14 protein-coding genes and 2 pseudogenes are annotated in these 13,781 nt (G+C 70.3%); 5 read left to right on the forward strand and 11 right to left on the reverse strand.

Going from position 1 to position 13,781, the window contains the following annotated elements; translation table 11 throughout:
• Window positions 1-11: 11 nt before the first annotated feature.
• The 5 genes from ACZ4Z5_RS18860 to ACZ4Z5_RS18880 form a co-directional block, all read right to left on the reverse strand.
• A complete protein-coding gene (locus ACZ4Z5_RS18860; RefSeq protein WP_468264001.1) occupies window positions 12-1,070 on the reverse strand; it encodes an iron ABC transporter substrate-binding protein in 1,059 nt (352 codons plus the stop codon).
• A gap of 113 nt (window positions 1,071-1,183) precedes the next feature.
• Complete coding sequence (locus tag ACZ4Z5_RS18865) at window positions 1,184-1,384, reverse strand: hypothetical protein (RefSeq protein WP_468264004.1); 201 nt, start codon at window positions 1,382-1,384, stop codon at window positions 1,184-1,186.
• Window positions 1,374-1,706, reverse strand: coding sequence for a hypothetical protein (locus ACZ4Z5_RS18870; protein ID WP_468264006.1), 333 nt, complete (start codon window positions 1,704-1,706; stop codon window positions 1,374-1,376). The genes ACZ4Z5_RS18865 and ACZ4Z5_RS18870 overlap by 11 nt, the downstream gene beginning before the upstream one ends.
• Window positions 1,707-2,508: 802 nt before the next feature.
• Window positions 2,509-3,000, reverse strand: coding sequence for a C40 family peptidase (locus ACZ4Z5_RS18875; protein ID WP_468264009.1), 492 nt, complete (start codon window positions 2,998-3,000; stop codon window positions 2,509-2,511).
• Window positions 3,001-3,303: 303 nt separating this feature from the next.
• Window positions 3,304-5,151: an MFS transporter gene (locus ACZ4Z5_RS18880; RefSeq protein WP_468264012.1), complete on the reverse strand. Its 1,848-nt coding sequence runs from the start codon at window positions 5,149-5,151 to the stop codon at window positions 3,304-3,306.
• Between the two features lie 210 nt (window positions 5,152-5,361).
• Between ACZ4Z5_RS18880 and ACZ4Z5_RS18885 the strand changes: the two genes are divergently transcribed.
• Window positions 5,362-6,141, forward strand: a complete 780-nt coding sequence (locus ACZ4Z5_RS18885) for an HNH endonuclease family protein (RefSeq protein ID WP_468264349.1) — start codon at window positions 5,362-5,364, stop codon at window positions 6,139-6,141.
• Window positions 6,142-6,619: 478 nt separating this feature from the next.
• On the opposite strand, the gene ACZ4Z5_RS18890 is transcribed toward ACZ4Z5_RS18885, so the two are convergent.
• Both ACZ4Z5_RS18890 and ACZ4Z5_RS18895 read right to left on the reverse strand, forming a co-directional pair.
• Window positions 6,620-7,711: a recombinase family protein gene (locus ACZ4Z5_RS18890; RefSeq protein WP_468264015.1), complete on the reverse strand. Its 1,092-nt coding sequence runs from the start codon at window positions 7,709-7,711 to the stop codon at window positions 6,620-6,622.
• A 216-nt stretch (window positions 7,712-7,927) separates the two neighbouring features.
• Window positions 7,928-8,914 (reverse strand): alpha/beta fold hydrolase, encoded by a 987-nt coding sequence (locus tag ACZ4Z5_RS18895; protein ID WP_468264018.1) that lies wholly within the window; start codon window positions 8,912-8,914, stop codon window positions 7,928-7,930.
• A 143-nt stretch (window positions 8,915-9,057) separates the two neighbouring features.
• On the opposite strand from ACZ4Z5_RS18895, the gene ACZ4Z5_RS18900 reads away from it, so the two are divergent.
• Window positions 9,058-9,663 carry a helix-turn-helix domain-containing protein gene (locus tag ACZ4Z5_RS18900; protein ID WP_468264021.1) on the forward strand — a complete coding sequence of 202 codons (606 nt, stop codon included), beginning with the start codon at window positions 9,058-9,060 and terminating at the stop codon, window positions 9,661-9,663.
• A 45-nt stretch (window positions 9,664-9,708) separates the two neighbouring features.
• Here ACZ4Z5_RS18900 and ACZ4Z5_RS18905 read toward each other — a convergent pair whose 3' ends face one another.
• Entirely contained in the window at window positions 9,709-9,939 is a 231-nt protein-coding gene (locus tag ACZ4Z5_RS18905) for a hypothetical protein (RefSeq protein WP_468264365.1), read from the reverse strand.
• Between ACZ4Z5_RS18905 and ACZ4Z5_RS18910 the strand changes: the two are divergent.
• Together ACZ4Z5_RS18910 and ACZ4Z5_RS18915 are read left to right on the forward strand one after the other, a co-directional pair.
• Window positions 9,853-10,314 (forward strand): annotated as a pseudogene (locus tag ACZ4Z5_RS18910) (DUF4158 domain-containing protein); the annotation flags it as partial. The gene ACZ4Z5_RS18905 and the pseudogene ACZ4Z5_RS18910 overlap by 87 nt on opposite strands.
• A gap of 8 nt (window positions 10,315-10,322) precedes the next feature.
• The gene (locus ACZ4Z5_RS18915) at window positions 10,323-10,784 is read left to right on the forward strand and encodes a hypothetical protein (protein ID WP_468264024.1); all 462 of its coding nucleotides are present in this window, start codon (window positions 10,323-10,325) and stop codon (window positions 10,782-10,784) included.
• Between the two features lie 70 nt (window positions 10,785-10,854).
• Here ACZ4Z5_RS18915 and ACZ4Z5_RS18920 read toward each other — a convergent pair whose 3' ends face one another.
• The 3 genes from ACZ4Z5_RS18920 to ACZ4Z5_RS18930 form a co-directional block, all read right to left on the reverse strand.
• Window positions 10,855-11,454, reverse strand: coding sequence for a DUF6262 family protein (locus tag ACZ4Z5_RS18920; RefSeq protein ID WP_468264027.1), 600 nt, complete (start codon window positions 11,452-11,454; stop codon window positions 10,855-10,857).
• On the reverse strand, window positions 11,451-12,119 hold the full coding sequence (locus tag ACZ4Z5_RS18925; protein ID WP_468264030.1) for a hypothetical protein: 669 nt from the start codon (window positions 12,117-12,119) through the stop codon (window positions 11,451-11,453). Before ACZ4Z5_RS18925 ends, ACZ4Z5_RS18920 begins: the two co-directional genes overlap by 4 nt.
• Before the next feature lie 150 nt (window positions 12,120-12,269).
• The gene (locus ACZ4Z5_RS18930) at window positions 12,270-13,289 is read right to left on the reverse strand and encodes a hypothetical protein (RefSeq protein WP_468264367.1); all 1,020 of its coding nucleotides are present in this window, start codon (window positions 13,287-13,289) and stop codon (window positions 12,270-12,272) included.
• On the opposite strand from ACZ4Z5_RS18930, the pseudogene ACZ4Z5_RS18935 reads away from it, so the two are divergent.
• A pseudogene (locus ACZ4Z5_RS18935) lies at window positions 13,288-13,566 on the forward strand (HNH endonuclease family protein); the annotation flags it as partial. The gene ACZ4Z5_RS18930 and the pseudogene ACZ4Z5_RS18935 sit on opposite strands and share 2 nt — an antisense overlap.
• Window positions 13,567-13,781: the final 215 nt, after the last annotated feature.

Here is a 13,781-nt window from a genome sequence, read left to right on the forward strand (position 1 = left end):
CGGCGAAGTGGTCAGGCCAGCCCCGATTTCTTGATCATCTCGATCGTCGTCTCCAGATCGGCGAGGTCGTTGAGATTGACGTCCGGCGGGTCGAGCGAGGACAGCGGCGGCAGTCCGGCCGCGGTCGCGATGCCGGGCACCAGCGGGTATTCGTAGGTCTCCTCGGCGAAGTAGGTCTGTGCCTCGGTGCCCAGCAGGTAGTTCACGAGGGCGTGCGCGTCGGCGTCGCCGCCGGCCTTCTTCAGCACGCCGACCCCCGAGACGTTGACGAGGGAGCCGATGTCGCCGTTCGGGAAGAAGTGGTTCCTGGCCGTGAGGTCCTCGACGGCGGTGCCCTTCTCCTTGGCCAGTTCGTAGACGTAGTAGTGGTTGACCAGGCCGGAGGCGAGCGTGCCCTTGTCGATGTCGGCGACGATCGGCGCGTTCCCCTCCCTGATCTGAGCGTCGTTGGCCTTGAGTCCGTCGAGGAAGTCCTGTGTCCGCTCGTCGCCGTACTGGACCCGCATCGCGGTGACGAAGGCCTGGAACGAACCGTTGGTCGGTGCGACGCCCACCTTGCCCTTCCACGAGGGGTCGGTCAGTTCGAACACCGACGCGGGCAGGTCCTTCGCCGGAACCATGCCGGAGTTGTAGACCATCACCCGGGCGCGCCCGGTCACCCCCGTCCACTCCCCGTTCCGGGCACGGTACGTCTCGGGAACCTTCTGCAGCACCGCGTCGGGCAGCCGGGCGAACAGCCCCTGCTTCGCCACGGCCCCCAGGGCCCCGGCGTCCTGGGCGAGGAAGACGTCCGCCGGGCTCCGGCCGCCTTCCTCCGCCAGCTGGGCCGCCATCTGCGCGGTCTCGCCGTAGCGCACGTCGACCTCGATGCCCGAGGCCTTCTCGAAGTCCTCCAGCACCGGTTCGACGAGGGCCTCGCTCCGCCCGCTGTACAGGGTGATCCTCTTGTCCGGGCCGGCTGTCGCCTGCTCTTCGCTCCCGCCGGAGTCCTCACCGCATCCGGCCGTGCCGAGGAGCAGCAGTCCGCCGGCGGCCAGGGCCGCGACGCCTCTCATGCGAGATGGGGCCACGCTCTCACTCCTCATGCCGCAGACACCTGAAGGGGTGTCGTTAGGTAAGCCTCATCATCCTTAAGTCAGGCTAACCTAACCCAATGGTCTATGTCGGATGATCCCGGGGTGTATCAGGGCGAAATGGGCCGGAAGGGTGCGTCGGCCGTCAGCTCGGCTGCCCCTCGGGCCGAGCGTGGGCGGGTGGCGAGGGCGAGCGGGGTTCCGGCCGGGATGAGGACGGCGAGCGCTGCGTAGCCGTGGGTGAGGGTGCCGGCGGCCGCCACACCGGCCACGAGCAGGGGCCCTCCCGCGTCGCCGAGCTCACGGCCCACTTCGGCGGCGCTCCATGGTCCGGCCGAGGCGCTCCGGCGGAGTGGCGGCCGCCGGGGCGGCGAAGCCGAGCGGGGTGACAAGGCCGGTGCCGATGACGGCAGCCGCGGCAAGCACCCCGGCCGCTCCGGGCAGCATCGCGCAGGCGGGTCCGCCGGCCGTGACGAGCAGCCCGGTGGTGAGCCCGGTGCGGGTGGTGAGCCGGCCGGAGTCCAGGGCGCGACCGGTCCGGGGCTGGACCACCGCGGCGGTGGCGGCGAGCACGGTGACGGCGGCGCCGGTGCCGAGCCAGGCTGCTGCCCCCGATACGGGAAGGAAGCCCACCCCTACGGAGAGCGCGGCGGTCGGCGCGGCGCCCGTGGTTCGGCCGTCCGCGGTTCCGGCAGGCGGGACCTCCCTCGCGCCGCGGCGGTCGGCCCGTGACTCCGGCGCCGGGCGTGGAGATCCCCTGGGCCCCGGGGACCTCGACCGGGGACCTGGTCACGAGCACGGGCCGGAGCGTCCGGCTCACTGCCTGCGTCACACCGGCAATGTAGCGGCCGCCGCTTCGGGCGTGTTCCGCCCTGCAGGAGTCGACCCGTGCAGGAGTCGACCCGTGGCCGGGGCGGAGCGTGGTCGTTGTGCCGGCCACGGGGCGCCGCCGCGCGGCCCGCCCCCGAGCCTGACGCTGCGAGGGCTCCCGCCCTGGGCGTGGGGTAGGCGCTGCGAGCCCCTGTCACCGTGCCAAAACCAGTACCACCCCTGCTGCGTGCCGGGCTGCCCCTCCACCACGGCGCCCCCGAAGGGGCAGTTGGACAGTCGCGATCCGGGCTCCCCGTCGTTCGGGGCGCGGCACGGCGCGGGCAACCCGCAGGCCACGACGAGGACTTGGGACTCCGGCTCGCGGCGCTCGAAGCCGGGTGTGCCGGCGTCTCCTCGATCGGCGGACGGCGGGTGATGCGTCGTACCGGTGCTGCCGATCCTCCGGAGCGCCGACGCCCGTTGCGGGCGCGGCTCGCGACGGGGCGGGGCGCGGCGGGCGTGGCGTGGCCGGCCCGTGCGGCACGGCGATGGGGCCGGACCGGAGCCGTGTGGTGTGCTGTGCCGTCGGCCCCACTCCGTCGTCCCCGCTCCGTCGGCCGAGGCGTCAGATGGCCCGGCCATAGCGGACGTTGCGGGTCCAGATGCGTTCCAGCCGGACCCGGCTGCCGGGGCGCGGGGCGTGCCACATCCGGCCCCGGCCGGCGTAGATGCCGACGTGTCGCACGGTATGGCCGGAGGGGAAGAACACCAGGTCGCCCGGATGTCGATGGCTGCGCTGGACGGGCCGTGTGTGTTCGTACTGCTGCTTGGCCGTGCGGGGAAGTCTCTTTCCCGCCTTGCGGAACGAGTACAGCATCAGGCCGGAACAGTCGAAGCGGTCGGGCCCTGCCGCGCCGTAGGCATAAGGTGCGCCCTTCTTCGACGCCGCGACGGCCAGTGCCAGGGCGCCGTACGGGGTGGCGGCGCCGGCCGGTGCCGCGGGTACCGACATGGCTCCCGCCGCCAGCAGGGCGGAGAGCAGGGCGAACGCCCAGGAGGGGCGTCGTACCGGCCGGCGCTTCGGTGCGTGGCGGTGGTCGGCACAGCTGTAGGACATGGTGATACCTCCGCGTCCGATTGCTGAGGAACACTCGGCCGGTCGCATGGGCGCGGGCCCGTACGACCGGGATTCGGCGTATCGGCTCTCGATGGCGGACAAGTTTGTCCGAGCCGGGCAGATGTCCCGGCAATTGGATGCAGTGTCGTCGGTGTGGATTTTCCGTCACGGGTCGGTGACGGTGCGGAGAGGTGAATTTCACCGGGGTGCACTCGATGTCCCGTTCGACGCGTCGCTCGGTCTCGAACGGAAGAGCGGTCGGTCGTGGTGTCCACGGACCGCTCAGGGAGTGCGGGTGGACTCTCAGGAGCCGCGGTCGCCGTGCGCACGGCCCGGTTCGGCGGGTTCGGCGGCCCCGCCTTCGTCCGTGCCCTCGCCGGGCCGGGCGGTGTCGCCGGCCATGCCGCCTCTGCCGCCACCGCTCGTACCGGCCGGCCCTTCCGTCCTTCCGTCCCTGTCTGTCCTTCCGCCCGGTCGCGTCCTGCCGGTGCCGGTGCCGGTGCCGGTGCCGGTGCCGGTGGACCGGGGCGCCGTGGGCGCGACTGCCGGCCCGGCGGGCCCGGCGGGCCCGCCGGTCAGTGCGGAACCGGCACTCGCTGATCCCTGAAGGCGTTCCAGGTCGGACGAACGCACCTGTATCGCCAGGACGGCGACGACCGCGGCGATCCCCGCGAACACGGCGGCCGCGACGAACGCCGCGGACACCCCCGAGGTGAGGATCCGGTCACCCCAGGGCGGCGGCAGCCGGCCGGTGCGCCGGAAGACCGACAGCTCCGCGGGTGTCGCCTGCGCGAGGAAGCGCGGCAGCTGCTCCCCGGCCTCGTGCCGGCCTGCGGTGCCGAACACCGTGACCAGGATCGACAGGCCGAGCGCGCCGCCCACCTGCTGCGTCGTGCTGAGTAGACCCGTCGCGGCCCCCGATTCGTGGGCGGGCACCCCCGAGACCGCCATGAGCGTCAGGGAGACGAACTCCATGCCCATTCCGAGGCTGAAGAGCAGCATCGGCCCGAGCACGCTGCCCGCATAGGTCGAATGGACGTCGGTCCTGGTCAGCCAGGACAGTCCGGAGGCGGCGAGGAGCGCTCCGGTCACCATGAACGGCTTCGGCCCGAACTTCGGAAGCAGCTGCGAGGTGATCCCCGCGCTCACCGCGATCACCACGCTGACGGGCAGGAACGCCAGCCCGGCCTGCAACGGGCTGAAGTCCAGGACGTTCTGCACGAAGAGGGTCAGGAAGAAGAACATGCCGAAGATCGCCGCGGCGAGGTTCAGCATGATGCCGTAGGTCCCTGCGCGGTTGCGGTCGGCGAACATGCGCAGGGGAGTGATGGGTTGCCTGGAGCGCCGTTCGTGCGCGACGAAACCGGCCAGCAGGAGAGCGGCGACCAGGAACGACCAGATCGTCACGGGGGCGCGCCAGCCCTCCTGGGCCGCCCGGATGAAGCCGTAGACCAGGGCCGCCATCCCGAGGGTGCAGGTGAGGGCCCCCAGCAGGTCGAAGTGCCCGGGGCGCCGCTCCGACTCCTCGAGGACCCGCGACGCGGCGAAGGCGATCAGCAGGCCGATCGGGACGTTCACGAAGAAGACCCAGCGCCAGTCCAGCCATTGGACGACCACACCGCCCGTCAGCAATCCGATGGCGCCGCCGCCCGCGGACACGGCGGAGAACACCCCGAACGCCCGGTTGCGCGCCGGCCCCTCGCGGAACGTCGTCGCGATCAGCGCGAGCGCCGTGGGCGACGCGATCGCGCCGCCCACCCCCTGCAGCGAGCGCGCTGCCAGCAACTGGCCCGAACTGTGCGCCACACCGCCCAGAAGTGATGCCAGCGTGAAGAGCAGCACCCCCGCGATGAAGACCCGTTTCCGCCCCAGGATGTCCCCAGCCCGGCCACCGAGCAGCAGCAGCCCTCCGAACGTCAGGGTGTACGCGTTGACCACCCAGGACAGACCGGTGGTCGAGAACCCCAGCGACGACTGGATGTGCGGCAGTGCGATGTTCACGACGGTGATGTCGAGGACCACCATCAACTGGCATGACGCGATGACGATGAGCGCCGTCCAGCTGCCTCTGCCCGGGGCCGCTCCGTCACCCCCGGCGCCCTTCGCCGTGCCCTCCGGACGGGGTGCCGGTGTCGGCTGTGAACTCGTCATGGGGAAACCCGGCCCGGATCTCGGGGCAGTGGTCAGTAGTCCGTTCGGGCCACCACCACGACGTTAAGCCCGGTCCCGGGGCGTCACCAGTCGATCTCCCGCTCCCGCCGGGGAAGCCGTCACCGCACGCCATGGCACGCGGTGCGACCTGCGTGAACGGTCCCCGCCGGATACCCGGAGCAAGGCCGGCGCCGGTACAGTGCGCGCGTGATGGTACTCCGGGAACCGACGACGCGCCTGTCCGCCCGTGCGCTCGCCGCCGTAGTCCTGTGCGGCGCCGCCCTGGCCGGATGCAGTGGCGGTCCGCTGCGGGACTCGGGGACGGGGCCCGGATCCGCGCCGCACGGTTCGTCCGGGCCAGCGGTCAGCCCGCTGGAGAACCCGGACGGTACGAAGCCGGGGCTCGCGCAGGTGACGACCGAAGCGGACCGGGCCGCGGCCCGCGAGCTCATCGAGCAGGTGTCCACGAAGGGGCGAGGCCCCAGGACGGGCTACGCCAGGGACGAGTTCGGGCACGCCTGGACGGACACGGCCGACGGGGTGCCGCTGGCGCGGAACGGGTGTGACACCCGGAACGACTTGCTGAAACTTCATGGACAGGACGTCGAGTTCCGTAGGGGTTCCGACTGCGTGGTCGTGTCGATGGACCTGTACGACCCGTACACCGGCAAGGACATCGCCTGGAAGAAGGCCAAGGCCACCGAGGTACAGATAGACCACGTGGTGCCGTTGTCGTACGCCTGGCAGATGGGTGCCTCGCGTTGGAGCAAGGAGAAGCGGCAGCAGCTGGCCAACGACGTGCTGAATCTTCTGCCGGTCTCGGGCTCCACGAACTCCGCCAAACGCGACTCCGGTCCGGCGTCCTGGCTGCCGCCGAACAAGTCGATCCGGTGCTCGTACGCAGTGCGGTTCGCGCAGGTGGCCCTCAAGTACGACCTCGCGGTGACGGCGGCGGACAGGGCGACGATGTCGAAGCAGTGCCAGGGCTGACAGCATCCCCATGGCGGTGCCGGCCTCGGCGTTGCGGGTTCCCCCTCGGACGTGGTGGCTAAGGTGCGCTGTTATGGACGCTGCCGATCTCGACCGTCAGGCCCGGACCTTGTCCGGGTGTATTCCTCCACTCCTGGTCTCCCGGCTTCTTGAGATCGGCCACAGTGAAGAGGTGGAGGCTCAAGCCCGTCGCGGGGAATGGTTCTGCGCGCGGGCCTGGGCGTAGATGCTCAGTGACCAGGGTCGGCAAGCCGAGGCGCTGGAGGTGCTTTCTCGGGTGTGAGTAGTTGAGGTACAGGAAATCCCGGTGAGATTGATCTTGCTGCGGTTCCCCACTCCTGATGAGGCCCGGGTGTGCTGCATACGGCAGCGGTCTCATCCTCTTCGGGTTCGGGCCAGGGTCCGAAGGGACCGTGTTCCCCGGGGTCGGTGGCGCCGAGGAGGCCGGGATCCTTCCAGCGGTGCAGCGGCACGGGGATCACTGTGCGTTTCCGTTCCGGGCCTGTGAGAGCAGCTGGGCCACGACGTCATCGGTGCCGTGCTGAGCCTGGCGGGCCAGGTCGTCCAGCACGGTGTCGCCGTCCAGGACTTGTGCGGTGAGCCGTTCCATCAGCTCCGGGTCGGTGCCGCTTCCGCGGCCGGTGATGCGGGCGCGGACCGGGCGGCGGGGGCCGATGACCTGTGCGTCGTCGGACGTGTCGGCTTCCTCGGCTTCGGCGAGCGCCCGGTACAGCGAGGCGACCGAGGGGTGGCGTCCCGCGTTCTTGCCCGCCTTGATCGTCAGCTTCTTCGCGATGTCGGGGACGGGAACACCCTTGTTCTTCAGCGCGACGGCGAAGGTGAGCATGTCGTCGTCGATGACCTTGGGGCGTCCGCCGTGGTTGCCCTTGGCAGCGGCGGTCTGCTGGCCCTCCAGGGTCTTCTCGCGCATGTAGTTGCGGTCGAGCTGGGCGGCGACGGCGAGGACGGCGAAGAACATCGCGCCCATGCCGTTGGGGTCGTAGATGCCGGTGAGCGGGCCGGTGAGGAGTTCGAGCTGGACGCCGGCGTCCTGAAGCTGGCCGGAGAGGGTCATCAGCTCGGCGGCGTTGCGGGCAAGGCGCTTGAGTTCGTGGACGGTGAGGATGACCTCCTGGTCTGGGGCGACCTCCTTGATGTCGTACGCGAGCTTCAACGCCTTCTCCAGCTCCGGCCGCGTCTTGATCCGGGTGGAGATCTTCTCGGAGAAGATCCGCTTGCAGACCGGTTCGAGTGCGGCGAGTTGGGAGGCGAGTTCCTGCTGGGCGGTCGAACAGCGGGCGTACCCGATCCGGATCGGCTTGGCCGTCGCGGCGGCCGGCGGAGCTTCGACGGGCGGGCCCGCCTTCCACGGCCGCCCCGGGCCGCGGTCCTCGGGGACGGTCACCTCCAGTTCCTCGCGGAGCGCGGGGACGAGGATGAAGCGGGCGGTGTGGTACTTCGTTACGCATTTCCCGCTCCGAGTGCGGCAGGCGCTGCCCGTCGGGGCTTCACACTTCGGACAGTCGTTTCGTTCTACCGCCTTTGCTGCTTGATTGGGCGTCAGGTCCACCCGCGCAGTCTGTCAGAACTGTCTCGCACAACATGCTGGTTTTGAGAGGGGTTCTGCGAACGGCCACCTGCGGATTCGTGAGCAGCACCGGTGTGTTCGCAGAACTCTCGCAACTACTCATTTGTGAGAATCACGCAGCACCCGGCCGTAGCCGCTGCGCTCGGGTACGCGGGCCGAACTGTTCCGTGTACAGAAGCCCCGGCCGCGCCTGGCGGTTCAACCCGTGAGGGTGTTGAGCCAGCCGGTCAGCAGACGGTTGATCTCCTCGGGGCGTTCCTGCTGGATCCAGTGGCCGCAGCCCGCTACGAGGTGGGAGGCGGTCAGGCCGGGGAGGGTGGTGGGGAAGGCGTCGATAGCGTCGGACATCCAGGTGGTGGAGGCGTCCAGGGCGCCGCCGATAAACAGGGACGGCTGCTTGATCGGGGCTCCGCGGTGGGGGGCGAGGTCCTCCCAGTCGCGGTCCACGTTGCGGTAGCGGTTGAGGGCGCCCGTCAGACCCGTGCGCTCGAACTCTCCGACGTAAACGTCGAGGTCGTCCTCGGCCAGCCAGGCCGGGAGGATGCCGGCGGGAAAACGGTCACGCAGCTGGCCGCCGTGGGCGACGAAGTACGGGTCGGGCTCGCCCTGGGCGGGCATGGTGTCGGCGGACAGGGCGGCGTAGAAGCCCGCGAGCCAGCCCCGCACGTCAGGCTCGATCTCCGTCTCGGCGCGGCCGGGCTCCTGGAAGTAGGAGACGTAGAACTCCTGCTCGGGGCCGCCGATCTGGCCGAAGATGTCGGTGGGGCGGGGGCCGCCGGGTGGCGCGTACGGGACGCTCAGCAGGGCGACGGCCCGGAAGACCTCGGGGTGGAGCAGGGCGGAGGTGGCGGCGATGTTGGAGCCCCAGTCGTGGCCGACGACCACCGCGTTCTCCTCGCCGAGGGCGTGCACGAGGGCGACGTTGTCCTCCACCAGGTCCAGCATCCGGTAGGCATCCGTCTCCGCAGGCTTGGAGGAGCGGCCGTAGCCGCGCACGTCGAGCGCCACCGCCCGGTAGCCGGCCGTGGCGAGGGCCGGGAGCTGGCGGCGCCAGGAGTACCAGGACTCGGGGAAGCCGTGCACGAGCAGGACCAGCGGGCCGGTGCCCTGCTCGACCAGGTGCAGGCGCCCGGCAGGGGCCTCGACGGTGCGGTGGCGGAGTGCGGCGGACGGCTCGGGCTGCATGGGGTCTTCTCTCGGTTCGCGGGTGGACGCAGGTACGCATCGATCATGCGGCGCAGCGACCGTCCACCGCGATTACCCTTGCCACTCTGGCAAACTTGCAGGACAGGATGGTGGAGCGGCACGTCCGGAAGGGGGCAGAGCGGGTGACAGGCGACGACGTGGCCGACACGCTGGCGGCGATGGGACCCCGGCTGCGGGCCGCACGCGAACACCGCGGCTCCACGCTCACCGGCGTCAGCTGCGCGACCGGCATCTCCCCGAGCACGCTGTCGCGGATCGAGACCAGCCGACGCAAGCCCACCCTGGAAGTGGTGCTGCAGTTGGCGAAGGAGTACGGCGTCTCCCTGGACGAGCTGGCCGGCACCGCTCCCGCCGCCGAGCCCCGCACCTCCGCGCTCCAGCGTTTCGGCGACGACAAGGCGGTGCTGCCGCTGACCCGGTACGTCGGGGGCCTGCACGCCCACAAACACGTCCTGCCCGCCGTCCAGGAGCCGCCCGCGCGGCCCCGGCAGGTCTCCCACGACGGCTGGGAATGGCTGTGCGTCCTGTACGGGCGGCTGTGGCTCGCACTCGGCGACCAGGACCTCGTCCTGAGTGCCGGGGACGTCGCCGAGTTCGACACCCGCAATCCCCATGGGGTCACGAACGCCGGCCACGGCGGCCCGGTCGAGTACCTGATCATGTTCGGGCCGCAGGGAGAGCGCCTGCGACCGCGCACCCCGCCCGCCCCCGGCCCCAGGGCCCGGTAGCAAGCAGCGAACGAACGGCCTGACGTCCCGGATACACCCAGGATGTCAGGCCTCTTCCTCGTCGTCCTCAGCGGCGTCGGGGTCGCGGAAGGGGCGCAGGCCCTGGCCGGGGCCGCTGGCCTTGATGTTGAACAGGTAGCGGCCCAGGAAGTTGATGGGCAGGCCGAGGCGTACGGGACGTTCGCCGAGGTGCCCACCCGCCCGGAACTGGAGCGGTTCTTCTTTCTCGACGATGACGACCGTGACCTGATCGCCCTGCGTCGTGCGGACGTACATCGCCTGGGCATGGCCCTGCAGATCTGCGCGGTCCGCTACATCGGCCGGTTCCTGGGTGAGGACCCACTCGCGGTGCCGTGGGAGGCCGTGGAGTACCTGGCCGGGCAGCTCGGCATCGCCGACGCCTCGTGCGTGAAGCGGTACCCGGAGCGCCGATCGACGGTGTACGAGCACGCGGCGGAGATCCAGAAGCGGTTCAAGTACCGGGACTTCACCGATCGGAAGTGGGGTCGGGAGTTCCGCGGCTTCCTGTACGGGCGGGCGTGGACGCATGCCGAGGGGCCGGTGGCGCTGTTCAACCACGCGGTGACGTGGCTGCGGAAGAACCGGGTGCTGCTGCCCGGCGTTTCGGTGTTGGCCCGGCAGGTGGAGCAGTCGATGTGATGCGAGTCCTGGCCGAGGCCCACAACGGGGACGACTGGATCCTGCATACGTGGTCCAACCTGTGCCTCGCACAGGGCCGCCCCGAGGACGGCCTGGCGCACCTCGACGCCCTCGCCGCTGCCCGCGGGGGCGAGGAGGACTGGGACCTGTACTGGATACGGTTGCCGCTCATCGCCGCCCGCGACGGCGTCGATGCAGCGGTCGCACAGGCCTGCTCCCACCCCGAGGGATCCACCTCGTACGCGGCGCCGCACATCGCCGAGCTGCTCGTCGGCGCCGGACGCCCCGAGGAAGCTGTTGCCGTTCTCGAACAGCACGTCCCCGAGAACAGCAACGAACTTGCCGGCCACCTCATCGGCCTGGGGCGCGTCAACGACGCCGTCGCACTCCTTCAGCAGCGTGATTCCGAGCCGGTCTCACCTGTCCGGACCGGCTCGTTCTTCAACGATCCCCCATTCTGATTCCGCCTCTCACGGCTGCCCGGCAGACAACACTCAAGCCGGACAGCCGCAGGTGGTGGTGGAACGCGAGCTACGGGGACGGAACAGCCCGCATGGCACGGCGCAGACTGGCTCGTGCGGCGGTGAGGTCGTCCTCCGCCTCACGCAGTTGGCCCTCCAGGGCGGCGATCCGATCCCTGGCCTCTGACAGCGCTTGCTCGAGCGCGGTATTCCGCTGCTCGATCTGCTGTACCCGCTCGATCAGCTCGTGCTGGTTCACGCCCTCCGACTCGGCGCCTAGAGAGAGCCTGACCCGGTTACGGAGCCGATCGCGCTCGTTCTTGAGGTCCTTGATCTCTTCGCGGGCCAGTGCAAGGTCCGTCCGCAACCCGGCCGGAGACACCTGGGACACTTCTGGAGTGTGGGAGTTCTGACGACCTCGCGTTCGCTGGGCGGAGATGCCGTCCTGAACGGCCTGGTGCACCTGAGGTTGGTTGTAGACGAACCACGTGGACACCGAGGCCTCCCGTGCCACTTGGGCGACGGTGATCCGTCGCCCTGAGCGGAGAAGGGCATCCACGGCGTCGAGTGCACGCCTCGTCTTGTCTTCGCTGTCCTTGGCGCGGCTAACGCGCAGCCGCTCGACCCGGGCGCTCCGGTCGTTGCCGCCGGAAGCAGCAGGAATCTTCATTCCGAGCTCCGTGTCGTCAGCGCCTGCAGAGGGATGAAGGCCGCTGCCGAACGTGCCTTGCGCAGCTCGCGTGAGGCGGATTCGACGGCGGCCCGCTCCTCGGCGGGCAGGGTGTCGAGCTTCCGCCGCATCTCGTCGGCCGACTTCGAGTAGGCGCGGATCTGGTCATCGAGATTGCGTACGACCCAGTCGGCGGCCTCCATCGCGAGGGCGGCTTCCTTGTCGGCTCGCAGGTCCGCGACCTGCTGTTCCAGGGCGGGGAGGTAGGAGGGATCGGGGCGGTAGAAGTCGCATCCGGCGCACTGGAAGCGGCGGCAGTGCCCGCCGCCGGCCTTGACGTTGCTCGGCTCGGTGCAGCCGCCGTAGGGAACCCCGACGCTTTCTACCTCGTAGGCGAGGGGATCGCCGAATCCGCGGGCTGCTCCGTGCCGGTCGACGGCGAGTGCCGCGACCGTGCGTACGGCCTCCTGCTTTCGGCTGAGGGAGACTTTGTAGTACCCCATGGTCACGTCCAGTGAACGGTGGTCCATGAGTTCCCGCAGGACGTCGGGGCGAGTGCCCGCGTCCGCATGGCGCTGGGCGTAAGCGTGGCGGAAGCCGTACGGGACGACCTGGGTCCGGTCGTAAGCGAGCGGGGCGCCGTCCTCGTCGAGCCGGTCGTCCACAAGGTCTGGGATCAGTTCGTCGATCCAGTTCCGGAAGATCCGGTTGCAGAAGTGCGAAGTGTTCAGATGCCCGCGGCGCGGACGGTTGCGCTGTCCGGGCGAGGGAAACAGCCACTGGGCGCAGGCCGGTACGGCCGGTAGCGCATCGAGCTACTTCTGCCAGGTTTCGATCAGCTGGGCCGTGCTCTCCGAGATCGGCAGCCGACGGCCGTGGCGTCGCCGTTTGTGGTTGTCGTAGATCAGCGTCGGTTTGCCGTCGACCCGCTCCAGGCAGTCGCGGCGCAGGCTGGTGACCTCGCCCGGACGCCGGCCGGTGTCCCGGAGGACCGCGTAGACCACCTGGTACATCCGCGCGAAGTCGGCGGCCGCCCAGCCGCCGCTCGCGTACCCCGTCGAGGTGCCCAGCAGATCGAGGTGCGCGTCGAGCTGGGCGATGACGTGCTCGGGGATCGCACGGCCGAGATCGTCCTCGGTCACCTCCACGGCGGCGGTGCTGTGGAAGCGGGGGTCGAGCGCGAACCCGCCGGGCACGTGATCCATCATCCCGGCCTGACGGGCGTAGTCCAGGAACGTGCGCCAGTGCCGGAGCAGGGCTCTGCGGTGGCTGGTGGAGTAGTCGTGACCGTCCTCGGGACGCTTGGTGATTCGGAACATGTCCACTACGGCGTTCATGTCAGCCATGGCGAGGAGCCCGGGCTCATCCCCGTGGGGGCGGCCTGCCAGCGCGGAGGACGCGATGGTCGCCGCGTAGACGGTCTGCCGTAGGTCCATGACGTTGGGGCGTGCCGTGCGGCCGTACTCCTTGACCAGCTCCCGCAGCCAACGCTGCCGTACCGGACGGAAGTCGATGTCGCCGTGGACAGCGGTGTACTTGCGACCGCGCCCTGCCGTCAGCCCGATGAGAGCGCACTCCCATACGTCGTCCGAGGTCGGATCGGTGCCCTCGAACTCGATGAGTGCGCGTCGGACGTGCTGGAGAACACCGTTCAGGACGCCGGAGGTCGCGGCTGGAAGCCCGGAGGAGAAGGAGGAGTCCAGGTCGAGGAGCGAGCCGAGTCCGGCGGGGAGGCCGGCCACGATGCGGCGTACCCGCTGGGGGACCAGGCTGATTCCGGCGTCGTCGCGCTGCTGTAGTCCGTACAAGAGCTCCTGGCGGACCGCGGGGCTCATAGACCATGTGGTGCCGGTGTCCTACAGCTGGCAGATGGGTTCGTCGCGCTGGCCGGAGGGCGAGCGCGAGCGGATCGCCAACGACGCGCTCAATCTGATCCCGGTCCAGGGCCGGGCCAACTCGGCCAAGGGCGATTCCGGCCCCGCGTCGTGGCTGCCGCCGAACAAGCCGATCAGATGCGCGTACGTGGTCCGTTTCGCCCAGGTCGCCATCAAGTACCGGATGCCGGTGACCGCGCCGGACAAGCGGACGATGCTGAAGCAGTGCGGCGGTTGACGGGCCGGGGGTGACGTCTCGCCGGGGCGGGACCGGCCGTTCGACGCGGTTCCGTGACGGGTCCCTCGCCGGGCCGGGCTCTCACAGGGCCGGTCCCTCGCCGGGCGGGCCCGCCCAGCCGGTCGGCGCGGCCGCAGGTCACTTCCGGAACCAGTGTCGTCCGGTGGTCCGCCGTCAGCCCACCGGCCACGTGGACGACCCGGGCCGGAGACGAC

This window comes from Streptomyces sp. NPDC030222, assembly GCF_055573115.1.

What these genes read in the sequence shown, in the direction of transcription:
- ACZ4Z5_RS18895 (WP_468264018.1), bottom strand. Translation starts at nt 8,914, where the DNA reads ATGCAGCCCGAGCCGTCCGCCGCACTCCGCCACCGCACCGTCGAGGCC.
- ACZ4Z5_RS18915 (WP_468264024.1), top strand. Translation starts at nt 10,323, where the DNA reads ATGCGAGTCCTGGCCGAGGCCCACAACGGGGACGACTGGATCCTGCAT.
- ACZ4Z5_RS18905 (WP_468264365.1), bottom strand. Translation starts at nt 9,939, where the DNA reads ATGTACGTCCGCACGACGCAGGGCGATCAGGTCACGGTCGTCATCGTC.
- ACZ4Z5_RS18930 (WP_468264367.1), bottom strand. Translation starts at nt 13,289, where the DNA reads ATGAGCCCCGCGGTCCGCCAGGAGCTCTTGTACGGACTACAGCAGCGC.
- ACZ4Z5_RS18885 (WP_468264349.1), top strand. Translation starts at nt 5,362, where the DNA reads ATGGTACTCCGGGAACCGACGACGCGCCTGTCCGCCCGTGCGCTCGCC.
- ACZ4Z5_RS18880 (WP_468264012.1), bottom strand. Translation starts at nt 5,151, where the DNA reads ATGACGAGTTCACAGCCGACACCGGCACCCCGTCCGGAGGGCACGGCG.
- ACZ4Z5_RS18875 (WP_468264009.1), bottom strand. Translation starts at nt 3,000, where the DNA reads ATGTCCTACAGCTGTGCCGACCACCGCCACGCACCGAAGCGCCGGCCG.
- ACZ4Z5_RS18920 (WP_468264027.1), bottom strand. Translation starts at nt 11,454, where the DNA reads ATGAAGATTCCTGCTGCTTCCGGCGGCAACGACCGGAGCGCCCGGGTC.